The organism is Streptomyces sp. NPDC022552 (assembly GCF_055561875.1).
In genome coordinates, this window is the sequence record NZ_JBVHGJ010000010.1 from 288,873 (window position 1) to 313,918 (window position 25,046).

Genomic DNA, 25,046 nt, shown 5'->3' on the forward strand with positions numbered 1-25,046 from the left:
GTGCGGACGGGTACGGGGACGGGTGCGGGAACGTTCCAGCCGCTGGGGGACGACGATCCGCAGACCGTCGGGGCGTACCGCCTGGTGGCGCGGCTCGGTGCCGGCGGCATGGGGCGCGTCTACCTGTCGTACACCCCTGGCGGCAGACCCGTCGCGGTGAAGGTGATCCGCCCGGAACTGGCGGACGACGGCGATTTCCGCGAGCGGTTCCGCCAGGAGGTCGCCAACGCCCGCCGCGTGCAGGGCGTGTACACCGCACCGGTCCTCGACAGCGACACCGAGGGGCCGGTGCCGTGGCTCGCGACGGCGTACGTCCCCGGACCCTCGCTCGCCGAGGCCGTCAAGAAGCACGGACCGCTGCCCCTGTCGACGGTGCTGCTCCTGACGGCCGGGGTGGCCGAGGCGTTGCAGGACATCCACCGGGCCGGGATCGTGCACCGCGACCTCAAGCCGTCGAACGTGCTGCTCGCGCTGGACGGGCCGCGGGTCATCGACTTCGGGGTCGCGCGTGCGGTCGACGCCACCGCGCTCACCCACAGCGGCTCCGCCGTAGGCACGCCCGCCTTCATGGCTCCGGAGCAGGCGCTCGGCGGGGAGATCACCGGGGCGGCCGACGTCTTCGCGCTCGGTCAGATCACCGCGTTCGCGGCGACCGGCGTGGGCGCCTTCGGCGACGGCCCCTCGCACGGCGTGCTGTACCGCATCGTGCACGAGGCGCCGCGGCTCGGTGATGTCCCGGACGAACTGGCCGAGTTGGTCGCGGGGTGTCTGCACAAGGAGGCGGCGCGGCGATGGACGCCGGCCGATGTCATACGCCTGTGCGCGGCGGCCGATCCGGAACGGGGACTGCGCCGCTCGGAGAGCTGGCTGCCCGCGTCCGTCGCGGGGCAGCTCGCCCGGCACGCGGCGGACGCGCCGGCACCCCCGCCCGCCGCCGAGGACACGATGGCCCTCCGCATGCCCCGGCAGGGCGGCCCGGGGCCCCTCCCGGCGACCGGCGGCGCGTCCGCCCTCCCGCCCGGCCCCGTGCCCGTCGCTCCCCCGGCGGGCGCCTTCGGCCCCGCCCCCGTCGGCCCGTTCGGCCCGGCATCCACGCCGGCCCCGGCCGTGCCGCCCGCACCCGCCCCGCTCCGGTCCGCGCCGACCGGCCCCTCTCGTACGGAGCCCACGTCCGGGCGTCGCACCAAGCGGTGGGGGCTGGTGGCGGGTGGCGTGGTCGTGACGGCGGCCACCGTGACCGGGGCCCTGTTCCTGTCCGGCATGCTGCGTCCCGGCGGGGGCACGGGTGCGGTCGACGAGCGGGCGGGGCACGCGTCGAGCCCGGCGGCGGAGCAGCACCCGATCCGCTCCGCTCCGCCCTCCGCATCACCGTCGAAGAAGCCGGAGGAGTCCGCGAAGGCGTCCCCCTCCGCCACCCCGACCGCGACGCCCGCCGCCTCTGGTTCCCCACTCGCGCCCACCGCGTCGAAGAAGCCGCCCGCCTCCAGTACGCCGACGGAAGCCGACCGGCCCGCCTCCGTCACGTACGCCGGCATTCGTATGACGGGCAAGCACGATCTGTACCTGGCCGACCGCCCCGTGCGGTCCAAGGCCGACACGGGCTCCAGCGACGAGGACCTGACCTACGCCGTGTACTCCTCGGGGGCCGTCGTGGCTCCCGGTTCCACGAGCCGGAGCCAGCTGACCCGGCTCGCTCCCCGCGCTGCCGGCACCCTGGACGGCTGCCTCGGGCAGAGCGGCAGCGAGACGTACGTGTGGGTGCGGGACCTGGCCGTCGGGGACCGTCTGTGCCTGGTCAGCGGGACCGGTCACGTGGCCCTGATCACCTTCCGCGGCACGGCGCCCTCGCCCGGGACCACGGCTCACATCACCCTGGACGTCAAGGTCTGGCGCAACGCCGTGCATCCCGTGGGTGGTTGACGCCTGCCTCTGAGCGGCTCCAAAGTCCAAGCCCTCCCTCGCGCCCGTCCATGTGCGCGGCCCGTCGGGCCGAGCAAGCTGCGGTACGCCCGGTTCCGCGACGGGCGGTCGCCGCGGGCCCCGCGGGCCGCCCCGGAGAGGAGTTCGCATGCCCGCTCGAAGATCCGTACTGGTCACGGCCCTTGCCGCCGTGGCTCTCACCCTGACCGGCGGCGGTGGCGTCGCGTCCGGGACGTCATCGGCCGAGAGCACTCCGGCCGCCGCCACCTACACCGTCACGGTCGGCTCGAAGGGTTCCTGGACCCACCCGGACGACACGCCCGCCGCCCCCTATCTCGACAAGGACGGCACCTTCTACTTCCAGCAGGCGCACGCGCTCTACGGAGCGACCCAGCCCCGCCGTTGGACCTTCTACACCGGTACGGACTTCGACACCGCCACCCGGTCGAGCGCGATCAGCGACGCCGTGAACCCCGCCAACGGCAACGACCGGAACAACGACACCACCTGGCGGTGCAACAACAGCCCGACGGGCCTGGAGTCCACCGCCCCGCCCGCCGGCTCGGGCTACTCCCAGCGGAACTTCTGCGATCTGGCGGGGGTGTGGGTCGACCCGGACACCGGAGCCTGGTACGGCCTGGTGCACAACGAGTTCACCCCGCAGCCCTTCGGTGACGGTGTCCACTACGACGGCATCGACTACGCGATCTCCACCGACCAGGGCCGGACCTGGAGCATCAAGTCCCACGTCATCACCTCTCCGTACAGCACGAAGCGAGGTGACACGGCGGCCTTCCCGCAGCAGACGTACCACTACGGCGACGGCGATCCGCGCCTGTTCGCCGACACCGCCTCGGGATACTTCTACGTCTACTACGGCTCGCGCATCGTGGAGAAGGGCGGCGGCTGGAAGGCCTTCCACGCGCACGTGGCCCGGGCCCCGATCTCCGGCAGGATGGCGCCCGGTACCTGGCGGAAGTGGTACGACGGCGCCTGGACAGAGCCGGGCGTGGGCGGCCGCGAGAGCAACATGGTCCCGGTCGACGCCGCCGGCACGACGGGCTACACCCCCGTCTCCGACGAGTACGACCCGGCGAACGCCGGCACCGTGGGCCAGCAGGTCGCGGCCGGGCTGATGCCGCCCACCTCGCCGTTGTTCGTCATGGACATCACATACAACGCGCATCTCGGGCTGTACATCGGCGAACCGCAGGCCGTCGACCAGAGCGGCGGGGCGCCGCAGCAGTTCTACGCCACCGACGACCTGTCGAAACAGCGGTGGCGGCTGATCGGCGACACCGGCGGCCACACCAACGCCTCGTGGTACCGCTGGTTCCTGGACAGCACGAGCCGGACGAGCTCCGCGATCGTGGGCAAGAACTTCCGCTCGTACTGCTCCTTCGGATGCTCCGGCGGCGCGTCCGGCGAGTACGTCGACGTCACGATCGCCACATCGGAGCCCGCCACCCCCGTCGACCCGAGCCGTACCCATCGCATCGCGTCCGGGGGCGGGCGGGTGCTCGCCCAGGTCTCCGGCGGGTCCGCCACCACCTCACTGCCGGCCGGCTCCGGCGCGGCCCTTGAGTCGTGGATCTTCACCTCGCTGGGTGACGGTTCCTACCGCGTCGCGAACGCCTCCACCGGCGGGCTCCTCGGGGTCGACCCGGCCGTCACGGGCAGCCGTGCCTGGGGCACCCGGCCGACCGTCACCGCGGCCGGGCCGGGCGGGCCGACCGTCGGCCAGCAGTGGTTCGTGATCCCCGGCACCACCGCGGCGGGCTCGGCGACGGGAACGTACCGGCTGGTCAACCGCTACAGCGGCCTGGTGATCGGGATGTCCGCGGACGCGGCCCGGCCGGCCGAGACCACCCCCGCCCGCTCCTGGACCGACACCTCGGGCAGCGGCGTCGGCGGGGCGCGCACGGCGGCGGAGCAGACGCTCACCCTCACCCCGGTGGGCGAGGCACCCGACTCCCTCGACGGCGTCCGGACCCTGGTCACGGGCGGCAAGGCGCTGGACAACCCCCGTCACAGCACCACCCCGGGGACGCAGCTGATCACCTATGCCGTCAACGGCGGCGCCAACCAGAGCTGGCGGTTCACCCGGCAGCCGGACGGCTCGTACCAGCTGGTCAACGTCGAGTCGGGGCTCTGTGCCGACGTCGACGGCGGCTCCACGGCGGCCGGCGCGAGGGTGATCCAGTGGACCTGTACGGGCGGCGCCAACCAGCGCTGGTCCGTGACGCGCCGCCCGGACGGTGCGTACTCCGTCGCCTCGGTGAGGAGCGGTCTGCTCCTGACCACGGCGTCGACCGCGAACGGCGCCCTGGCGACCCAGCAGCCGGACACCGGCTCCGTCCTCCAGCGGTGGACGATCGGCTGACACCGCCCGGCCGGCCGAGCGCCCCCGTGCGGGGCGCCGGACGGCCGCGCATGATCGAAGCATGCAGGTGACCACCACCGACCTGTACGAGGTCACGATGGCGCTCTCGTATCTACGGGAGGGCATGCGGGCGCCTGCCACGTTCAGCCTCTTCGTCCGCGAGCTCCCGCCGGGCCGCGGGTTCCTCGTCGCCGCCGGTCTCGAACCGGTCCTCGAGCACCTCTCCCGCTTCCGGATCGGCCGGGCGGACGTGCGGGAGTTCGCCGAAGTCCTCGGGTGGCCCGTCGAGGCGCTCGAACCGCTGCACGGCCTGTCCTTCGACGGGCAGGTCCGTGCCGTCCCGGAAGGGCGGCTCGTCTTCGCGGGCGAGCCTCTCGTCGAGGTCACCGCGCCGCTGCCGCAGGCCCAGCTCGTGGAGACGTACCTGCTCTCCCTGCTCTGCCATCAGACGACGGTCGCGTCCAAAGCGGCGCGGTGCGTGCTCGCGGCCGGCGGACGGCCCCTGGTCGACTTCTCGCTGCGCCGGAGCCACGGACCGGCGGCCGGTACGCAGGCGGCCCGGCTCGGCGCGCTGGTCGGCTTCGCCGGCACCAGCAACGTCGCCGCCGCGGTCCGGTACGGCATTCCCGGCTCGGGCACGATGGCCCACTCGTACGTCCAGGCGTTCCCTTCCGAGGAGGCGGCCTTCCGGGCGTTCGCCCGCTCCCACCCCGGCCCGGTCACGTTCGTCGTCGACACGTACGACACCGACCGTGGGGTCGAGACGGCCGCGCGCGTCCTGGCCGAGCTGGAGCGCGGCCCGGGGTGCGCGGTCCGTCTCGACAGCGGTGACCTGGGCGCGCTCGCCCGCCGGGCTCGCGCCACGCTGGACGCGGCGGGGCTCCGGGACGTCGGGATCATCGCGAGCGGCGGTCTCGACGAGTACGCGATCGCCGGGCTCGTACGGGACGGGGCGCCGATCGACGTCTTCGCGGTGGGGACGCGGGTGGGCGTGGCGGCGGACGCTCCGTATCTGGACGCGGCGTACAAGCTGGTCGAGTACGACGGCACGCCGGTCATGAAGTTCTCGCCGGGGAAGACGACGGCGCCGGGTCCGAAGCAGGTGTTCCGGGGCCCCGGTCTCCGGGACGTCCTCGGCCTGGCGAACGAGGAGCCGCCGGCGGGTACGGAGCCCTTGCTGCGGACGGTGATGCGCGGTGGGCTGCGGACGGAGCCGCCGGACACGCTGGGTGCGGCGCGCGCCCGTTTCGAGGCCGACCTCGCGCTGCTTCCGGAGCCGGCGCGTCGGATCGAGGACCCCGTGGCCCCCGTCCCGGCCATGTCGACGCGCCTGGGGGTGCTGACGACCGTCGTCCGGCACCGGATCGAGGCGCGGTCGCGCTCCTAGACCGGAAGCGACCTGCGCTTCAAGGTTTCCGGGAGAGGGCAAGGTCACAGCCGTGTGCCCTGCTGCCCCTTTGTTTACCTGGCCTAACATCCGAGCATGACAGTCCTTCCCGACGACGGGCTCAGCCTCGCCGCCGAATTCTCCGACGCAACCCGTGAGCAGTGGCAGCGCCTTGTGGCAGGCGTGCTGAGCAAGTCGGGCAAGGACGTGGAGGGCGCGGCGGCCGAGGACGCCCTGACGACGACCCTGGAGGACGGACTGCGCGTCCGTCCCCTCTACGCGGCCGGTGACACCGCGGCCGATCCCGGCTTCCCCGGCTTCGCGCCCTTCGTGCGGTCCGGCCGCGCCGAGGGGAACACGCTGGGCGGCTGGGACGTGCGGCAACGCCACACCACCGCCGACGGCGGTGCGGTGCTGACCGACCTGGAGAACGGTGTCACCTCGCTCTGGCTGGCCGTCGGCGAGGGCGGTATCCCCGTGTCGTCGCTCGGTCAGGTCCTGGACGGTGTGTACCTCGACCTGGCGCCGGTCGCCCTCGACGCGGGGTGCGAGGTCGAGGACGCCGCGCGGGAGTTGCTGCGGCTGTACGAGGAGCGGGGTGTCGCGAAGGAGGCCGCGCGCGGCAGCCTGGGCGCCGATCCGCTCGGTTTCGAGGCGCGTACGGGCCGGTCGTTCGAGTTCGCGCCGGTCGCCGGCCTCGCGCGGCGGTGTGCCGAGGAGTACCCGGGCCTGCGGGCGCTGACCGTCGACGCGCTGCCGTACCACGAGGCCGGAGGTTCGGCCGCGCAGGAGCTGGGGTGCTCGCTGGCGACCGGAGTCGCGTATCTGCGGCAGCTGACCGAGGCGGGGCTCAGCGTCGAACAGGCCTGCGGGCAGCTCGAGTTCCGGTACGCGGCCACCGCCGACCAGTTCCTCACGATCGCCAAACTGCGGGCCGCGCGCAGACTGTGGGCGCGGGTCGCCGAGGTGTGCGGAGCGAGCGCCGCGGGCGCGCAGACGCAGCACGCGGTGACGTCGTCGGTGATGATGACGCGTCGCGACCCGTGGGTGAACATGCTGCGCGCGACCGTCGCCACGCTGGCCGCCGGTGTCGGGGGGGCCGAGTCCGTCACCGTGCTGCCGTTCGACCACGCGCTCGGTCTGCCGGACGCGTTCGCCCGCCGTATCGCCCGTAACACCTCGACGATCCTCATCGAGGAGTCGCATCTGTCCCGGGTGATCGACCCGGCGGGCGGTTCCTGGTACGTGGAGCGGCTGACGGACGAACTGGCCGAGGCGGGATGGGAGTTCTTCCAGGGCATCGAGCGGACGGGCGGTCAGGCCGAGGCCCTGCGCTCGGGCCGTCTCGGGCAGGAGCTCGCGGCCACCTGGGAGGCGCGCAGCGCGAAGCTCGCCAAGCGGCGCGAACCCATCACCGGTGTCAGCGAGTTCCCGCATCTGACCGAGAAGCCCGTCGTGCGCGAGCCGGCGCCGGAGCAGCCGGCGGGCGGTCTGCCGCGGGTGCGTCGCGACGACGCGTTCGAGGCGCTGCGCGCGCGTTCCGACGCCCACCTCGCCGCGACCGGGGCCCGGCCCCGGATCTTCCTGGCCACGCTCGGCCCCGCCGCGGCGCACACGGCGCGGGCCACGTTCGCCGCCAACCTCTTCCAGGCGGGCGGAATCGAGCCCGTCATGGAGGGCACGTTCGAGGAGAGCGGGGCGAGCGAGGCCTGCCTCTGCTCCAGCGACGCGCTGTACGAGGAGCAGGCCGAGGCCCGGGCCGAGGAGCTCGGGTCGCTGGGCGCCCGCCATGTCTTCCTCGCCGGACGGCCCGCCGCACACGCCGGTGTCGACTCCTACGTCTTCGCCGGCTGCGACGCCGTCGCCGTACTCTCCGCCACGCTCGACCGCATGGGAGTGTCCTGATGTCCATCCCCGATTTCTCCGCGATCGGTCTGGGGACTCCGACCGCCGCGGCCGGCGCCGACGAATGGCGGTCGGCCGTCAAGAAGGCCGCCGGGGGTGACGACCTGCTCTGGGAGACCCCGGAGGGCATCGCCGTCAAGCCGCTCTACACCGGGCAGGACCTGGAGGGCCTGGACTTCCTGGAGACGTATCCGGGCATGGCGCCGTATCTGCGCGGACCGTACCCGACGATGTACGTCAACCAGCCCTGGACGATCCGTCAGTACGCCGGCTTCTCCACCGCCGAGGAGTCCAACGCCTTCTACCGGCGCAACCTGGCGGCCGGTCAGAAGGGTCTGTCGGTCGCCTTCGACCTGCCCACGCACCGCGGTTACGACAGCGACCATCCGCGCGTGACCGGTGACGTCGGCATGGCGGGTGTGGCGATCGACTCGATCTACGACATGCGGCAGCTCTTCGACGGCATCCCCCTGGACAGGATGACCGTGTCGATGACGATGAACGGCGCCGTGCTTCCCGTGCTCGCGCTGTACATCGTGGCGGCCGAGGAGCAGGGCGTACCGCCGGAGAAGCTCGCGGGGACCATCCAGAACGACATCCTCAAGGAGTTCATGGTCCGCAACACGTACATCTATCCGCCGAAGCCGTCGATGCGGATCATCTCCGACATCTTCGCGTACACCTCGCAGCGGATGCCGCGCTACAACTCGATCTCCATCTCCGGGTACCACATCCAGGAGGCGGGCGCGACGGCCGACCTGGAGCTCGCGTACACGCTCGCCGACGGTGTGGAGTACATCCGGGCGGGGCGGGAAGCGGGCCTGGACGTGGACGCTTTCGCGCCCCGGCTCTCCTTCTTCTGGGCCATCGGCATGAACTTCTTCATGGAGATCGCCAAGATGCGGGCGGCCCGGCTGCTGTGGGCCAAGCTGGTCAAGCAGTTCGATCCGCAGAACGCCAAGTCCCTCTCGCTGCGCACCCATTCGCAGACCTCGGGCTGGTCGCTCACCGCGCAGGACGTCTTCAACAACGTCACGCGTACGTGCGTGGAGGCGATGGCGGCCACGCAGGGCCACACCCAGTCGCTGCACACGAACGCCCTCGACGAGGCGCTCGCCCTGCCGACCGACTTCTCGGCGCGCATCGCCCGCAACACGCAGCTGCTCATCCAGCAGGAGTCGGGCACGACGCGTGTGATCGACCCGTGGGGCGGCAGCGCCTATGTGGAGAAGCTGACGTACGACCTGGCGCGCCGGGCCTGGCAGCACATCCAGGAGGTCGAGGCGGCGGGCGGCATGGCCAAGGCCATCGACGCGGGCATCCCGAAGCTGCGCATCGAGGAGGCCGCGGCCCGTACGCAGGCCCGTATCGACTCCGGGCGGCAGCCCGTGATCGGCGTCAACAAGTACCGGGTCGACTCCGACGAGCAGATCGACGTGCTCAAGGTCGACAACTCCTCGGTACGCGCCCAGCAGATCGCCAAGCTGCGGCGGCTGCGCGAGGAGCGGGACGAGACCGCGTGCCGGGACGCCCTCGACGCGCTGACCCGCGCCGCGGGCGGTGAGGGCAACCTGCTGGAGCTCGCCGTGCGCGCGGCCCGCGCCAAGGCGACCGTGGGTGAGATCTCGGACGCACTGGAGAAGGTGTACGGGCGGCACGCGAGCCAGATCCGTACGATCTCCGGCGTGTACCGCAACGAAGCCGGCGAGTCCCCGTCCGTCGAACGCACCCGTACCCTCGTGGACGCCTTCGCCGAGGCCGAGGGCCGCCGCCCCCGCATCCTGGTCGCCAAGATGGGCCAGGACGGCCACGACCGCGGCCAGAAGGTGATCGCCACCGCCTTCGCCGACCTGGGCTTCGACGTGGACGTCGGCCCGCTGTTCCAGACGCCCGCCGAGGTCGCGCGGCAGGCCGTCGAGGCGGACGTGCACATCGTCGGGGTGTCGTCGCTGGCCGCCGGGCACCTCACCCTCGTACCGGCGCTCCGCGAGGAGCTCGCCGCGGAGGGGCGCGAGGACATCATGATCGTCGTCGGTGGGGTGATCCCGCCGCAGGACGTGCCGACCCTGCTGGAGATGGGCGCGGCGGCCGTGTTCCCGCCCGGGACGGTGATCCCGGACGCGGCGTACGACCTGGTGCGGCGGCTTTCGGACGGCCTGGGGCACGAGTTGTGATCGACCGGGACGCGTATGTGAAGGGTGTGCTCGGCGGGAAGCGGGCGATCGTGGCCCGCGCGATCACGCTCGTCGAGTCCACCCGCCCTCAACACCGTCTGCTGGCACAGGAGTTGCTGACCGAGCTGCTGCCGCACAGCGGGAAGGCGCGGCGCATCGGGATCAGCGGCGTGCCGGGGGTCGGGAAGTCGACGTTCATCGACGCGTTCGGCACGATGCTGACCGGTCTCGGTCACCGGGTCGCGGTGCTGGCCGTCGACCCGTCGTCGAGCCGGACGGGCGGCTCCATCCTGGGCGACAAGACGCGGATGGAGCGGCTCGCCGTCGACCCGGCGGCGTTCGTACGGCCGTCCCCGACGGCGGGGACGCTGGGCGGGGTCGCCAAGGCGACGCGCGAGTCGATCATCGTGATGGAGGCCGCCGGCTACGACGTGGTCCTCGTCGAGACGGTCGGCGTGGGCCAGTCCGAGACGGCCGTGGCCAACATGGTCGACTCGTTCCTGCTGCTCACGCTCGCGCGGACGGGAGACCAGTTGCAGGGCATCAAGAAGGGTGTCCTGGAGCTGGCGGACGTGGTCGCCGTCAACAAGGCGGACGGTCCGCACGAGCGGGACGCCCGCGCGGCGGCTCGTGAGCTGTCGGGTGCGCTGCGGCTGATGCACGGCGCGGACGCCGCCTGGACGCCTCCCGTGCTGCACTGCAGCGCCCGCGAGTCGACCGGTCTCGACACGGTCTGGGAGCGCCTCGAACAGCACCGTACGCTCCTCGACTCCACGGGCCGTCTCGCCGCCCGCCGCCGCGACCAGCAGGTCGACTGGACCTGGACGATGGTCCGGGAGGAGCTGCTGGGGCGCCTGCACGCGCACCCCGCCGTGCGGGCGCTGACCCCGTCGCTCGAACAGCAGGTCAAGGAAGGCGGGTTGACGGCGACGGTGGCCGCCGAACGGCTGCTCCGCGCATTCGAGGAGCCGGGCGCGACGGACCCGGACGGGATCTGACACAGACGGGGCGTCGCGGAGCTTCATGAGGCCGGAAGCGGGCCGGGGACATGCATCCCCGGCCCGCTTCGGCGTTCACCTCGATCGGGCCGCCGGGATCAGCGCCATTGGCCGTGGCGGGGTCCGCGCACGGTGATGCCCGTCGTCTCGGGGGCGGGGGTGTTGCCCTCGCACCTCAACGGGCCGGTGATGGTGGTGTCGGCCAGAGTGATGCCGCCCGTGTTGGACTCGAAGGTGACCGGGCCCGTGACCGAGCCGCCTTCGCACAGGACGAGCGGTCCTGTCGTCCCGCGCACGGTCAGCGGTCCGGTGACGCGCACACCGCACAGGGACAGCGCGAGAGCGCCGTCGGCGGAGAGCCCTCCGGTGGGGACGGCGTTCGAGGCCGCCAGGGCGGCGCCGGGCTCCATCCGTACGGGGCCGTACTGCTGCGCTCCCGCCGCGAGACAGAGCGACTCCCCCGCGCGCACCGTCAACGGGCCCACGTGGCGTCCGGTCAGGCATGGACGGCTGAACCCGACGGTGACGGCGACCGGTTCGGGCGTGCCGCTCGCGTGGCGCGACGGGTCGCCTTCGTACCGGGCGGTGAGCGCGTGGCTTCCCGGCCGCAGGACCGGCGTACGGAGCACGGCCCGCCCGTCCGCGAGCGGCACGGTGCCGAGCGGAGCGTCGCCGTCGAGGAACGCGACGCTGCCGCTCGGGGTGGAGCCGGCGGGGGACGTGACCGTGGCGGTGACGGTCGTGGAACGCCCGTACAGCGGGGTGGTGGTGTCCGCGGTGAGGGCGAGGCTCGTGTCGTACCGCCAGGTGAGGGCGGCCCGGCCGTCGCCACGGTGGACGCCGGACGTCAGGCTCGCACCGGTGGTGGTGGGATCGGCGTGGCCGCTGCCGCCGCCTCCACCGGCGCCCGGCAGGTTGTCGGGGTTGCCTCCCCCGGAACCGCCACCGCCGCCGAACCAGCCGCCGCCCCCGCCACCGCCACCGTTGCCGCCACGCCCTCCGTTGCCGCCGGCGCCGCCGCTGCCCGGATTGGGCAGTCCGGTGTTGGGGTCGGTGTCGCCGCCGGGCGCGCCGGGGCCGCCGAGACGGGAGTTGGGGCTGCCGGTGCCGTGGGAGGTCGAGGTCGCGCCTCCGCCGGCGCCGTGGCCGTACCCGCCCGGTCGGGCGTACTCGCCTCGCCTTGAGCTGCCGGGTGTGTCGGCGGCGCCCACGGTGAGCTGGAGCACCTCGCCGGGGGTGACGGCGAGGGTGGCGCGGGTGTGGCCGCCGGCGCCCCGGGGGCCCCGGACGCGGGCGGGTTGGGGGTGACGTGGCCGGCGGCGCTGCCGCCCTCCGCGCCGAACAGGTCCACGGTCACGGAGCTGACTCCGGCCGGGACGGTGAAGGTGTCGGTACCGGGCGCGGTCCAGGTGCACCCGGCTCCGGCACCGGTGGTGGGGACGCCCGTCGTGCCACAGCCGGGTTCGGCCGCGGCAACGTGGGCGATGGCGGCTGTCGCGGTGGGCGGGTGGAGCGTGCCGACGGCGATGAGGGCAGCGGCGCCGACCAGGGCGAGGGCAGCGGTCGGCGTGGGGCGGAGTGTGTTCATGTGTCAGTTCTTGCCGACGCCCACACCGGCGGCGGCAGCTCCCCTCGGTACTCGTGAGGCTGCCGCCGCTGATCGCCGCGCCGCCGCTGACGAGGGTGCCGTCGCCCTCGCCGCAGCCGACGGTGGCCGTCTGTCCGGTGGTGGCGGCGGTGGGACCGCTCACCGAGGTGTGCCGGACGGTGACCGTGAGGCCGCTGGCGTCGATGCCGAGCCAGTGGGTGACATCGGTGCCGACGACGCCGGTGGAGCCGAGGTACTCGGTGGTTCCGTCGGGGCTGGGGACGGTGCCGTTGATCTTGTGCCGTTGGAGGAGGCCGGTGCCGATGGTCTGGCTGATACCGCCGCCGGAGATCAGGCCGCTGGAGCAGGCGGCGTCGGTGGTGATCTCGGCGAACGTGGACGCGGGGCCGGCGGTGGCACCGGGGGTGTGGACCGTGACCCCGACGGAATTGGCGTACGCGGCGGACGGGACGGTCACGGAGAGGGCCGCTCCTGCCACGAGGGCGAGGGCCCTGGCCGTGCGTCGGGGCCGGCGGGTGGACGACAGCGTGCATGGGATCCATCTCCTGGGATCTCCGCAGGACGCAGCCCAGTGCGGTGGGCGGCAGCTGCGTACCGTAGCAGCCGAAGTGGTCCGCATGTATGAGGTGTTTGGAGACTTAGACCTGACATATGCAAGGTCGACGTGCCGTTCGGTCGACCGCGACCGCGGTCAGGCGTTGGCGAGGGAGATCTCGGTGGACTTGATGAGCGCCACGACCGAGGAGCCGGCCGCGAGGCCGATGTCCGCGACGGCGTCCTTCGTGATGGCGGCGGTGAGAATGCCGCCTTCGACGGCCACCTTGACGCTGGCCATGGCAGCACCGGTCGATACCTCGCTCACGGTGCCGGGGATCTGGTTGCGGATGCTCAGTCCGTCCACGGGGCCGGTTGCCAGGGCCACTTCGGTGGACTTCACCAGGATGCGCACCGCGGCGCCTTCGCCGAGGCGGAGGTCCTCGACGGCATCGGCCGTGATGGCGGCGGTGACGTTCTGGCCGCCGTCCAGGCGAACCTTGACGGTGGCCATGGCCTCACCGGTGGTGACCGATGTGACGGTGCCGGGGAGCTGGTTTCGCATGCTCAGACTCATGAGTTCTACCCCAAATGTCCGGATGAGCGGCTTATGCACGCCTCTCCGGCACTGTAGCCCCGGCCGACGATCCATTCCGGGGACGCGGCAGGAGCATGAGGTGGGCAGCCGCGGGCAGGCGGGGGCGGGTCAGGATCCGCCCTGTCGGCGTTGCCGGGGATATTCTGAGGATGTCGATCAGCAACGGAGACGGGGGCGAGGACGGCCGATCGTCGGCCCTGGGCGGGGCGGGGCACGACCCCACCGAGAGGAGATCCGGACCATGTCCGAGAACCAGCCCACCTCCCGCGGAGACGACGTCTACCAGCCCGCGAGCACGGACAGCGCCGACCACCCGGACGGCGAGCTCGACCCGGACAACGCGCTCGGCACACCGGCCACGGAAGACATGGGTGAGCCCGGCTACTCCCCACCCGATCTCCCCCGGGGCGTGACTCGGCACGGCACGACCGTACGGGAACAGCGCGAGGGCGAGTCCCTCGACGACCGCCTCGCCCAGGAGAACCCGGACGTCGAGGCCCCGGGGGGCGACGGTATCGGCGACCTTCAGGACGGCGAGGGAGAGCCCGTCGACGCGGAGTCGGGCCTGTCACGCGCCGGCCGCCTCGCCGTGCCCTCCGGAGGCGGTACGACCACGATCGTGGCCGAGGACGTCGGCCCCGACGACGGCATGTCCTCGGCGGAGGAGGCCGCGGTCCACGAGGAGACGGGCATCGACGGCGCCTGACCCGCCACCCCCGGCCCCTGACGGTGAACCCGCGGCGCCGGTCAGGCATGGTCCTGCCCGCGGCGGGGACCCGCCCGATATGACCGACAAATACCAGGAAAGCAACCCGGACCCCGACCCCCGCACGACACCAGGGCTGGAACCGGGCGGCGGGGTGCCGCCCGGGGAGACTCCCCCGGGAGAGGCCAGTACCGGCACGGGCGCCGGACCCTATCGGCCGCTCAAGGCCGGCTGGGGCCGCGGCCCGTTGGTGATCATCGTGGCAGTGGCCGTTTTGGTCGCCCTCTTCTTCCTCGTCTACGCCATCGTGCTCGCGCTCTGACCAGGAGGACCCGGAACCCGCGGCGCCCGCCGACGCGGGCGCCCGCGTACCCCGTACGCGGGCGCCGTGCCGGCGGTGTCTACTCGGCGTCCGGCCCGTCGTCGTCGCGGTGGCGGCGGCCGGGCAGCATCTCCTGGACCTTCGCCTTCAGCCCCTGCCTGATCATGCCGATCCGATCGCTGTCGCCCTGGATGACCGCCGTGGCGGCGGCCTCGATCTGGTCGAGGCTCGCGTGCGGAGGGATCGGCGGCACCGCGGGATCGGTGCGGAAGTCGATGACGAAGGGCCGGTCGGCCGCCAGGGCCTGCCGCCAGGCGGCTTCCACCTCCTCGGGCTTCTCGACACGGACCCCGCCGAGGCCGATGGAGCGGGCGAAGTCCGCGTACGGCACGTCGGGGAGAGCCTGTGAGGGCAGGAACTGCGGCGCTCCGGTCAGCGCCCGCATCTCCCAGGTGACCTGGTTGAGGTCCTGGTTGTTCAGCACCGCCACGATCAGCCTCGGGTCCTGCCACGAGGAGCTGTACTTGGCGGCGGTGATCAGTTCGGCCATCCCGTTCATCTGCATCGCGCCGTCGCCGACGAGCGCGAGGGCAGGCCGGCCGGGATGGGCGAACTTGGCGCCGATCGCGTAGGGGACCGCGGGGCCCATCGTGGCGAGCGTGCCGGACAGCGAGCCGCGCATCGCGCCACGCATCCGCAGGTGGCGGGCGTACCAGTTGGCCGCGGAACCGGAGTCGGCGGCCAGGATCACGTCGTCCGGCAGCAGGGCGTCGAGGGTGTGGACCACGTACTCGGGGTTGATGGGGTCGGCGTCCACGGCGGCCCTGCGCTCCATGACCTCCCACCAGCGAGCGGTCTCCTTCTCGATCTTCTTGCGCCATCCCCCGTGCTTCTTCCGCTTCAGCCGAGGCAGGAGGGCCCTGAGCGTCGTCTTCGCGTCTCCGACCAGGTTCACCTCGAAGGGGTAGCGCAGCCCGATCATGAAGGGATCGATGTCGATCTGTACGGCGCGGGCCTGGTCCAGCTCGGGCAGGAACTGCGTGTACGGGAAGCTGGAGCCCACCACGAGCAGGGTGTCGCAGTCCCGCATCATCTCGTAGGAGGGCCGGGTGCCGAGCAGCCCGATCGAGCCGGTCACATAGGGCAGATCGTCCGGGAGTACGTCCTTGCCGAGCAGAGCCTTCGCCACACCCGCGCCCAGGACGTCCGCGAGTTCTTCGACCTCCTGGCGGGCGCCGCGCGCTCCCTGTCCGATCAGGACGGCCGGCTTCTCGCCGGCGTCGAGCACCTCGGCCGCGCGCGCGATCTCGCTCTCGGCCGGAACGGCGGCGTAGGCCGATGTGCCGAGGCTGGAGGGCACCATCTTGAACGCGTGCGTCGGCGGGGAGTAGTCGAGTTCCTGCACATCGGCGGGGATGACGACCGCGGTGACGGTCCGCATGGCGTACGCGGTCCGGATGGCGCGGTCGATGACGTTCGGCAGCTGCTCCGGGACGGTCACCATCTCGCAGAACGCGGAGGCGACGTCCTTGTACAGGCTCAGCAGGTCGACTTCCTGCTGGTACGACCCTCCCATGGCGCTGCGGTCGGTCTGGCCCACGATCGCCACCACCGGAACGTGATCGAGCTTCGCGTCGTAGAGCCCGTTGAGGAGGTGGATCGCTCCCGGGCCCGAAGTGGCCGCGCAGACGCCGACCTTGCCCGAGAACTTGGCGTACCCCACAGCCTGGAACGCGGACATCTCCTCGTGGCGCGACTGGACGAACCGGGGCTTGTCGTCGGCGCGGCCCCAGGCCGCGAGAAGACCGTTGATGCCGTCACCGGCGTAGGCGAAGACGTGGTCCACGCCCCACTCGCGCAGGCGCTGGAGGACGTGGTCGGACACCTTGGTGGACACGGGTGCTTCCTCTCGTCAGGAGGTGAACGCCGACAGGACGGTCTTGGGGTAGTCGGCGAAGAAGGACTGCTGGTCGGGGCCGATCTGTCCGACGTAGACCTCGTCGAAGCCCGCGTCCACGTAGGCGCGGATCGCCGCGATGTGCTCGTCCGCGTCGTTCCCGCACGGGACGCTCTCGGACACCTGGTCGCGGGTGACCAGTTCGCCGGCCTGCTCGAAATGAGTGGGTGTCGGCAGGATCTGTGCGAGTTCGCCGGGCAGCATCTCGCTGAACCACAGGCGGCGGACGGTGTCGACGGCCCTCTCGCGCTCGGTGTCCCAGCAGACCTTCAGCCCGCCGATGACCGGCTTGTCCGCGCCGCCGGCCTCGCGGAACGCCTCGATCAGTTCCGCGTCGGGCGTCATGAGGACGAGGCCGTCGCCGACACGTCCGGCCAGCGCGGCGGCCTTCGGGCCGAACGCGGAGACGTAGACCGGGGGCGGAACGCCGGGGACGGTGTAGAGGCGCGCGTTGTCGACGGTGTAGTGCCGGCCCTGGTGGCTGACGAGGTCACCGGTGAAGAGCTTGCGCATCACCTCGACGGCCTCTTCCAGCATGTCGGCCCGCTCCTCGTGGCGAGGCCAGCGATCGCCCAGTACGTGTTCGTTGAGCGCCTCACCGGTGCCCACCCCGAAGGTGAAGTCGCCGTCGAGCAGGACGCCGGAGGTGGCCGCGGCCTGTGCGGTGACGGCCGGATGCATACGGACGGTGGGGCAGGTGACCAGGGTGGTGACCGGCATCGGGACCTTCTGCGACAGGGCGCCGATCATCGACCACACGAAGGGGCTGCTGCCCTGGGCGTCGTTCCACGGGTGGTAGTGGTCGGAGATCGCGAGCCGGGTGAAGCCGGCGTCCGCGGCGCTCTGTGCCTGGTCCAGCAGCTGGGCGGGGGTGAATTCCTCGCAGGCGAGGAAGTAACCGAACTCCGTCATGGTCCGCTCCTTTCATCTGCGTCCGGCGGCGGAGCGCGTCAGCTCGGCGGGTACTCCGCGCCCTTGAGGCGGCGAGCGAGGTGCGCGGCGTTGGCCGCCAGGGTGGCGGTGGTGGCCGCCGTCTTCTCGGGGACCTTGTCGAGGTCCTGGTAGTCGGTGCCCTGCATGGCCTCGCCGACCCAGTAGGTGACCGCGTTCGCGGGGAGGGTGAATCCGACGTCGTTCAGGCCCTGGAAGAGATCGGCAGCGACCTTGTGGGCGCCGTCCTCGTTGCCGACCACGCAGACACCGGCGACCTTGCCGTAGGTGAGCATGCGGCCCTCGTCGTCGCTCTCCCCGAGCTCGGCGTCGAGCCGTTCCTGGACGCGCTGGGCGATGCTGGAGGGGTGGCCGAGCCAGATCGGCGTCGACAGGATGAGGATGTCCGCGTTCATCACGGCGCGCCGGATGTCCCGCCACGCGTCACCGTCGCCCATGTCCACCTGCACGCCCGGCTTGACGTCGTGGTCGGCGATGCGGATCACCTTTCCGATGACCCCGTGCCCGGCGAGCGCGGCCATGGTCTGCTCGGCCAGCAGCTGTGAGCTGGACGGCGCCGGGGACGGGGACAGGGTGCAGACGAGCGCGACGGCGCTCAGCGGGGTGGTCTCGTTGGCTTCCATACGGCGGCGGCTACCCAGCGGGCCGGCACTTACCGCTCCCGGACCGGCGTCTTCGCACGTTCGCGCTCGTCCGCATCAAAGCGGCCGAAGCGGGTAGCCGGACGTACGTGGCCCGCGCGGCGGCGACCCGTTCTGCGCGCCTCCGTACGGCGTGGCGCCTCTGTGACGCGCGTCGGGTCGGCGCGGCCCATGAGGAGCCACCGAGCCGGAGAGCACCCGGGAAACGACCGGCGGGATGTCGGCACCGGCGTCGCCCCGGCACCCGGAACCGGACGCCGCGGCGGCACGCTCGCGCCGTGCGCCGATTCCCCCCACTGGTCGCCCACAACCCCACTGCCGAACAGGCGCATCTCGGGTAAGTTCCCTTTGTGCACGACCAGTTGATCTCTTGACGCGCGGCTGACAGGGGGAGGCGGTAGCGCCATGGGCGGGAGGTTGTACGGTCAGCAGGCCCTGCAGGAGGGGTTCGTCCCGCGACTGGTGGGGCTGCATCACAAGGACGGGTACCTCGTCCCCTTCGCCTATCCCCGGGGCGCGCCCGTCGTACGGATCGTCGGCGGACGGGGCAGCGGCAAGACCGCCCTCCTCGGCGCCGTCCATGACGCGTACAACGGCCGGGTGCCGCTCGCCCGGGTCGACCTCGGGGCAGCGGGTTTCGGCGAGCCCGGCGTGGCCGACGGTGACGACGACGTACCCAACGCCTCCCGCATCACGCACCTGTTGTACCTCCTCGCGTACAAACTCGGCCTGGACGTACGGCACTTCGGAAAGCCGATGGCCTTCCCGCGGCTGTCGCTCGGCCTCCTCGTCGTCACCGCCTGGCGCCCGCTGAACAGTGACGAGACCGACGTACGGCCGCCCGATCTGCGCCGGGCGGAGGCCGATCTGCGTACCCTCATCACCGCCGAGGACCCCGACGTACGGCGCCGCAGGGAGAGCCTCGGCCGCTGGTTCGACGTCGTCACGGACAACCTCCCGCTGGTCCTGTCCGCCGTCCCCGGCCTCGACACCATCGCCGGGATCGTCCTCGACACCGCCCGGGCGCAGCTCGTGCGGAGCGAGCCGGACAAGGGCGCGCTCGCCTGGTGGGGCGCCCGGCTGCACCGCTCCCAGGGCTATCAGGGCGACTCGCTGCAGCGGCTCTTCCAGTTCGTCCGTGGCTTCCGCCGGCTCGACGACCGCAGACGCGCCGCCGAGGAGCACCTCGTCGCCGCGCTCCTCGACGACATCGACGCCAACTACGGCGCCCTGCGCAGGCTCAACAGGAAGCCACGCCCGCTGCTGCTTCTGGACAACGCCCACACCGACGTCGGACGGGTCTTCCTCGACCTGCTAGACGCCGGAAACCCCGCACACGGCGAGGCGCCGGGCAAGGCCCCGACCCGGCCCGTGGCGCTCGCCACGCTGCTCGGCAGGGGACACGCGCACCCGCCGCTGAGCGAGGTCGGCGGTGACGCCGTTCCGTCGGCGCGGCCGCTGGTCCTGAGCATCCCCGACATCGAACCGGCCCACATCGCGGAGATGCTCAGCTCCGTCGACTACCCCGACCATCTCCCCCGCGTCGTCGCCCGCTACAGCGGCGGCCGCGCGGCCGGCGCCCGCACCCTGGCGGACGCGGCCGTGCGCCGCGTCGAGGAGGTGGGCACGATACGAGGCGGGGAACTCCTCGACGCCGCCGCGCCCGCGCTCCTCGCGAAGCTGCTGCCCGATCCGGTGTTACGCGAGCGCCTGGTGCTGCTCTCCGCCGCGGCCGACGCGGGCACCCGGCGCGGGCTGTGGACGTACTCCCATCCCGAGGACCACTCCGAGGAGCTGGTCGCCGTACGGGTGCGTGAGGCCGACGAGTACCGGACCCGTTCCTTTCTCGACGGCGACCGTGCCCTCGATCTGCTGCTGCGGCACCGGTTCGCCGCCACCGTCTCCCACGAGCGCTGGCGCGACACCCAGCTCCGGCTGCGCTCCCTGTGCGACCCGCGCGGCGACACGTATCTGCACCACACGATGGCGCTGGGCCGGGTCGACGAGGTGGTCGGCGTCCTGCACCACCGGTTCACCGTCGCCCCGCCCGGCGCATGGCTGACCACGCTCAATCTCGTCTGCTCGGCGCCCCACCCGCGCGAGGGCTACGAGCCCCCGGCCGGCAGCCCCTTCCTGTCGTGCACCGCCTGCCGCAGCGATCTTTCCGGACCGCACCACGACGCGATCGCCTCCCTGGTGCCGCTGCTGTGGCGGCTCTCCGATCCGCTCACCCTCGCGCCGCGCGAGGACGCGCTGACCACCGTCCGCATCGCGCTGGAGACGCTGTACGGCAACAAGGCCGCGCACGCCGCCTACCGCGAGGCGTCCGCCGCCTGGCCTGCCCGTCTGCGGGCCGGAGTACAGGCTCCCGACCTGCCCGTCCAGGAAGGTGCCGCGTCATGACGTCGTTCATCGCAAGACTCCCCGGCGGACCGCTCACCAAGGCGGCCGCCCTCGTCGTCGCCCTGGCCGTGCTCGGCGCCGCCGTATGGGCCGGCATCGTCGTCCTCGGGCCGGATCCGGCCTGCGGCAAGGGCATCGAGGAACGAGGCCCCGAGGGCTCCCGGGAGTGCACGGGCGTCACCGACGGCAGTTTCGTCTTCGCGGACAACCTCAGGGAGGTCAGCGCGCGGATCAAGGCGGAGAACGACCGGATCAAGGGCGAACCGCACGTCTCCGTCGCCGTGATGCTGCCGATGGCGCCGGCGCAGGCCTTCGAGCAGCAGAAGACGCTCCACGAGGTGCAGGGCGCCTACCTGGCTCAGTACCGCGCCAACCACGACTCCAACAGCAAGAAGCCGGCGATACGGCTACTGCTCGCCAACCCCGGTCGCAGTCACGCGCATTGGCGGCCCGTCGCCGAACAGCTCGGCACCATGTCGGAGTCGACGACCGACAACCTCCGGGCCGTGATCGGCTTCGACGTCTCCACCGCCACCACCCAGGCCGCCATCGGCTATCTCACCCGTGAGCGCGGCATTCCCGTCGTCGGCGGTCCCATCACGGCCGACGACTCGGGCAACAGCGCCCAGAGGCCCGACGCGTACCCGGGCCTCGCCCGGGTCGTCCCCACCACCACCGACCAGGCCAGGGCCCTGTCCCACTTCAACGAGGGCATCGACCCCAAGCACACCCTGGTCGTCGAGGACATCCGCACCGGCGACAACTACGTCGACGCGCTCAAGCGGGCCTTCGCCGAGCGGACCGCCGGATCGCCCCGCGCGCCCGAGCAGTACCGCGCGCCCGAGGAGTTCCACGAGGAGGGCACGACCGCCAACGCCTTCGACCAGATGGTCGACACCATCTGCACCTCGGCGGCCAAGGTCATCTACTTCGCCGGACGGCCCGTCCAGCTAAGGCAGTTCGTCAACGAACTGGGCAACCGGGGCTGCACCGAGAAGAAGTACACGATCATCACCGGCTCCGGGGCCTCCACCCTCTCCTCGGACAAGCTCCTCGACTGGACCGCCTTCCGCAAGGGTGTGACGCTCCAGTACGCCGCCGTCGCCCACCCCGACGCCTGGAGCGGCCCCAAGGCGCCCGCCACGGGCGGCTCCGCGGCCGCCTTCCGCACCCTGGCCGAGCTGGCGACCAGCAAGGAGGTCGGAGACATCGGCCCGGTGGAGCTCACCGACTCGCGGACGATCACGTTCTACGACGCCGGTCTCACCGCGGTCACCGCCATCCGGATGCGCGACGACGCGGACCCGGTGATCCCCACCCTGAGCCGTATCAGCGACTCGTGGCTGCGGCTGCACGGGATGGGCAAGGTCGACGGCGCCAGCGGCTGGATCTGCCTGGACAACTACGGCAACCCGTACAACAAGGCGGTCTCCGTGGTGGAACTCGCGCCCGACGCACCCGGCCGCATCCGCTTCGTCGGCCTCGCCTGGCCGACCGGCCGCCCCACCCCGTCGGACTGCACCGCGAGCCGCGGCTGACCCGGCCGGGCCGCCGCACCGCGCCGGGATGCGGGAGGAGAGGCGGCCCGGCGCGTTGCGGAACGTTCCGGAATGCGGGCAGGGGTGTGCGGTTTCGCCGTCCGTCCGCCTAAGGTGGCCCTTGCAGCTGGTTCGCCCCGTCCACCAGGCGGGATGCGTCGTAAGAGGGAACCCGGTGGGAATCCGGGACTGCCCCGCAGCGGTGAGCGGGAACGACCGCCGTCATACGCACTGGGCCCGTACGGGTCTGGGAAGCGACGGCCAGTAGGTGTCTGCCTCGGCAGACGTGCCCGCGAGTCCGAAGACCTGCCCGTTGCCCGTACGCGATCGTTCGCGTGCGGTGATCCCGGTGACCTCGTGGGCGGGTCGGCGTATCTCGAGCGGCACGTGCGGCACGACCGCGACGTGGTCCGCCCGGTCGTGCGTTCCTTCGCGTCCGCGTCCCGTCACCGGGGCGTTCAAGGACACATCTCGCGAAGGAGAGTTCCGTGACACCGAAGTCCGCAGCCGCGGCAGCACGAGCCACCGTGTACGGCTATCCCCGGCAGGGGCAGCACCGCGAACTGAAGAAGGCCGTCGAGGGCTACTGGAGGGGCCGCGTCGGCGTCGACGCCCTCCGGGAGACCGCGGCCGGCCTCCGCCGTTCGAACTGGCGGCACCTGGCCGATGCCGGCATCCACGAGGTGCCGACCGGTGACTTCTCGTACTACGACCATGTCCTCGACACCACCGTCATGGTGGGCGCCGTCCCCGAGCGGCACCGCGCCGCCGTCGAGGCCGACGCGCTGGACGGCTACTTCGCGATGGCCCGGGGCACCCAGGACGTCGCCCCGCTGGAGATGACCAAGTGGTTCGACACGAACTACCACTACCTGGTCCCGGAACTCGGGCCTGACACCGTATTCTCCGCCGACTCGGGCAAGCAGGTCGCCGAGCTGAAGGAGGCCCTGGCGCTCGGTCACACCGCCCGCCCGGTCCTGGTGGGTCCCGTCACGTACCTGCTGCTGGCCAAACCCGCGCCGGGCGTGGCCGCGGACTTCGCACCGCTGACTCTGCTGGACCGCCTGCTGCCGGTGTACGCCGAGGTGCTCGCCGACCTCCGCGAGGCCGGCGCCGAGTGGGTCCAGCTCGACGAGCCCGCGCTGGTCCAGGACCGCACCCCGGCCGAGCTGAACGCCGCCGCCCGCGCCTACCGCGACCTGGGCACCGCCACCGACCGGCCGAAGCTGCTCGTCGCCTCCTACTTCGGGCGGCTCGGCGACGCGCTGGGCGTCCTGGCCAAGACTCCGGTCGACGGACTGGCCCTCGACTTCACCGAGTCGGGCGCCGCAAACCTCGCCGACCTCGCCTCCGTCGGCGGCCTGCCCGGCAGGCGCCTGGTCGCGGGCGTCGTCGACGGCCGCAACATCTGGATCAACGACCTCAAGAAGTCCCTGGCCGTTCTCGGCACGCTCCTCGGCCTCGCCGACCAGGTGGACGTCGCCGCCTCCTGCTCCCTGCTGCACGTACCGCTGGACGCCACCGCCGAACGGGACCTCGATCCGCAGGTCGCCCGCTGGCTCGCCTTCGCCCGCCAGAAGACGGCGGAGATCGCCGTGCTGGCACGAGGACTCGGGCAGGGCACGGACGCCGTCGCGGCCGAACTCGCGGCGAACCGCGCCGACCTGGCCTCGCGGGCCGGGTCCGCCCTGACCAGCGATCCCGCCGTGCGGGCCCGTACCGCCGCCGTCACCGACGCCGACGGGCGTCGCTCGCAGCCGTACCCGGAGCGAGCCGCCGCGCAGCGCGCCCATCTGCGCCTTCCCCTGCTGCCGACGACGACCATCGGGTCGTTCCCGCAGACGGCCGAGTTGCGTACCGCTCGGGCCGAGCTGCGGGCCGGCCGGATCGACGCCACCGGGTACGAGGAGCGGATCAAGGACGAGATCCGCGAGGTCCTCGCCTTCCAGGAGAAGGCGGGGATCGACGTGCTGGTGCACGGCGAGGCCGAGCGCAACGACATGGTGCAGTACTTCGCGGAGCAGCTGACCGGCTACCTCGCCACCCAGCACGGCTGGGTGCAGTCGTACGGCACCCGTTACGTCCGGCCCCCGGTTCTGGCCGGGGACATCTCCCGCCCCGAGCCGATGACGGTGCGCTGGACGACGTACGCCCGGTCGCAGACCACGAAGCCGGTCAAGGGCATGCTGACCGGCCCGGTCACCATGCTCGCCTGGTCCTTCGTACGGGACGACCAGCCGCTCTGCGAGACGGCGCGGCAGGTGGCGCTCGCCCTGCGCGACGAGGTCGAGGACCTCGAAGCGGCAGGCGTGTCCGTCATCCAGGTCGACGAACCGGCCCTTCGCGAGACCCTGCCGCTGCGGGCCGCCGACCACGCCGCCTATCTGGCGTGGGCGACGGAGGCCTTCCGGCTCACCACCGCCGGCGTACGGCCGGACACCCAGATCCACACGCACATGTGCTACGCGGAGTTCGGCGACATCGTCCAGGCGATCGACGACCTCGACGCCGACGTCATCAGCCTGGAGGCCGCCCGCTCGCACATGCAGGTGGCCAATGAACTGGCCGCGCACGGCTACCCCCGGGAGGCCGGGCCCGGTGTCTGGGACATCCACTCCCCGCGCGTGCCCGGCGTGGAGGAGGCCTCGGCTCTCCTGCGCAAGGGCCTTGAGGCCATCCCGGCCGACAGGCTGTGGGTGAACCCCGACTGCGGCCTGAAGACCCGCGGCTGGCCCGAGACCCGCGCCTCGCTGGAGAACCTCGTCGCGGCCGCCCGCGAGGTCCGCGCCGAACTGGCCGCCGGGCGCTCCTGAACCGCGAGGGGCCGGGTCGGGCGCTGTCCGCTCCCGACCCGGCCCTCACCGGGCATACGTGGGTCAGGCTTCGACATCCCGGCGACGGTAGCGGAGTTCGTACCGCGTACGGGGAAGGGGCGGTACGGAATCCCGTACCGCCCCTTCCCGACCTCCGGACTACAGCACCTTGGACAGGAACGCCTTCGTCCGGTCGTGCTGCGGGTT

16 protein-coding genes and 1 riboswitch are annotated in these 25,046 nt (G+C 72.3%); of the genes, 11 read left to right on the forward strand and 5 right to left on the reverse strand.

What is annotated here, in order from left to right; genetic code table 11:
* The 6 genes from ACZ3OF_RS25595 (at position 1) to meaB (ending at position 10,767) form a co-directional block, all read left to right on the forward strand.
* Positions 1–1,920: a serine/threonine-protein kinase gene (locus ACZ3OF_RS25595; protein ID WP_361673891.1), complete on the forward strand. Its 1,920-nt coding sequence runs from the start codon at positions 1–3 to the stop codon at positions 1,918–1,920.
* Positions 1,921–2,068: 148 nt separating this feature from the next.
* Positions 2,069–4,303: an RICIN domain-containing protein gene (locus tag ACZ3OF_RS25600; protein ID WP_467306992.1), complete on the forward strand. Its 2,235-nt coding sequence runs from the start codon at positions 2,069–2,071 to the stop codon at positions 4,301–4,303.
* A gap of 61 nt (positions 4,304–4,364) precedes the next feature.
* On the forward strand, positions 4,365–5,690 hold the full coding sequence (locus tag ACZ3OF_RS25605; RefSeq protein ID WP_467306994.1) for a nicotinate phosphoribosyltransferase: 1,326 nt from the start codon (positions 4,365–4,367) through the stop codon (positions 5,688–5,690).
* Positions 5,691–5,786: 96 nt separating this feature from the next.
* Positions 5,787–7,595, forward strand: a complete 1,809-nt coding sequence (locus tag ACZ3OF_RS25610) for a methylmalonyl-CoA mutase subunit beta (RefSeq protein WP_361673885.1) — start codon at positions 5,787–5,789, stop codon at positions 7,593–7,595.
* Positions 7,595–9,769 carry a methylmalonyl-CoA mutase gene (scpA, locus tag ACZ3OF_RS25615; protein WP_467306996.1) on the forward strand — a complete coding sequence of 725 codons (2,175 nt, stop codon included), beginning with the start codon at positions 7,595–7,597 and terminating at the stop codon, positions 9,767–9,769. Before ACZ3OF_RS25610 ends, scpA begins: the two co-directional genes overlap by 1 nt.
* On the forward strand, positions 9,766–10,767 hold the full coding sequence (gene meaB / locus ACZ3OF_RS25620; protein WP_467306998.1) for a methylmalonyl Co-A mutase-associated GTPase MeaB: 1,002 nt from the start codon (positions 9,766–9,768) through the stop codon (positions 10,765–10,767). The genes scpA and meaB overlap by 4 nt, the downstream gene beginning before the upstream one ends.
* Positions 10,768–10,865: 98 nt before the next feature.
* Here the strand turns inward: meaB and ACZ3OF_RS25625 are convergent, their stop codons facing one another.
* Both ACZ3OF_RS25625 and ACZ3OF_RS25630 read right to left on the reverse strand, forming a co-directional pair.
* Complete coding sequence (locus ACZ3OF_RS25625) at positions 10,866–12,833, reverse strand: Ig-like domain-containing protein (RefSeq protein ID WP_467307000.1); 1,968 nt, start codon at positions 12,831–12,833, stop codon at positions 10,866–10,868.
* Positions 12,834–13,067: 234 nt separating this feature from the next.
* Positions 13,068–13,487, reverse strand: a complete 420-nt coding sequence (locus tag ACZ3OF_RS25630; RefSeq protein ID WP_361673875.1) for a TOBE domain-containing protein — start codon at positions 13,485–13,487, stop codon at positions 13,068–13,070.
* A gap of 262 nt (positions 13,488–13,749) precedes the next feature.
* Here ACZ3OF_RS25630 and ACZ3OF_RS25635 point away from each other — a divergent pair, with 262 nt between their 5' ends.
* Both ACZ3OF_RS25635 and ACZ3OF_RS25640 read left to right on the forward strand, forming a co-directional pair.
* On the forward strand, positions 13,750–14,214 hold the full coding sequence (locus tag ACZ3OF_RS25635) for a DUF5709 domain-containing protein (protein WP_467307003.1): 465 nt from the start codon (positions 13,750–13,752) through the stop codon (positions 14,212–14,214).
* Between the two features lie 79 nt (positions 14,215–14,293).
* A complete protein-coding gene (locus ACZ3OF_RS25640; RefSeq protein WP_361673871.1) occupies positions 14,294–14,536 on the forward strand; it encodes a DUF6480 family protein in 243 nt (80 codons plus the stop codon).
* A 79-nt stretch (positions 14,537–14,615) separates the two neighbouring features.
* On the opposite strand, the gene ACZ3OF_RS25645 is transcribed toward ACZ3OF_RS25640, so the two are convergent.
* Genes ACZ3OF_RS25645 through ACZ3OF_RS25655 form a run of 3 tightly spaced genes read right to left on the reverse strand, consistent with a single transcriptional unit; the run spans position 14,616 to position 18,067 of the window.
* Positions 14,616–16,433, reverse strand: coding sequence for a thiamine pyrophosphate-requiring protein (locus tag ACZ3OF_RS25645; protein WP_361673869.1), 1,818 nt, complete (start codon positions 16,431–16,433; stop codon positions 14,616–14,618).
* A 15-nt stretch (positions 16,434–16,448) separates the two neighbouring features.
* On the reverse strand, positions 16,449–17,405 hold the full coding sequence (locus ACZ3OF_RS25650; RefSeq protein ID WP_361673867.1) for a TIGR03557 family F420-dependent LLM class oxidoreductase: 957 nt from the start codon (positions 17,403–17,405) through the stop codon (positions 16,449–16,451).
* A gap of 38 nt (positions 17,406–17,443) precedes the next feature.
* Positions 17,444–18,067, reverse strand: a complete 624-nt coding sequence (locus ACZ3OF_RS25655) for a flavodoxin family protein (protein WP_361673865.1) — start codon at positions 18,065–18,067, stop codon at positions 17,444–17,446.
* 423 nt (positions 18,068–18,490) lie between these two features.
* Here ACZ3OF_RS25655 and ACZ3OF_RS25660 point away from each other — a divergent pair, with 423 nt between their 5' ends.
* The 3 genes from ACZ3OF_RS25660 to metE all read left to right on the forward strand — a co-directional run bounded on the left by ACZ3OF_RS25660 (position 18,491) and on the right by metE (position 24,839).
* The gene (locus ACZ3OF_RS25660) at positions 18,491–20,488 is read left to right on the forward strand and encodes a hypothetical protein (protein ID WP_467307008.1); all 1,998 of its coding nucleotides are present in this window, start codon (positions 18,491–18,493) and stop codon (positions 20,486–20,488) included.
* Positions 20,485–22,026: a hypothetical protein gene (locus ACZ3OF_RS25665; RefSeq protein WP_361673861.1), complete on the forward strand. Its 1,542-nt coding sequence runs from the start codon at positions 20,485–20,487 to the stop codon at positions 22,024–22,026. Before ACZ3OF_RS25660 ends, ACZ3OF_RS25665 begins: the two co-directional genes overlap by 4 nt.
* A 111-nt stretch (positions 22,027–22,137) precedes the next feature.
* Positions 22,138–22,354: riboswitch (cobalamin riboswitch) on the forward strand.
* Between the two features lie 160 nt (positions 22,355–22,514).
* Positions 22,515–24,839 carry a 5-methyltetrahydropteroyltriglutamate--homocysteine S-methyltransferase gene (metE, locus tag ACZ3OF_RS25670; protein ID WP_467307010.1) on the forward strand — a complete coding sequence of 775 codons (2,325 nt, stop codon included), beginning with the start codon at positions 22,515–22,517 and terminating at the stop codon, positions 24,837–24,839.
* Positions 24,840–25,046 lie beyond the last annotated feature (207 nt).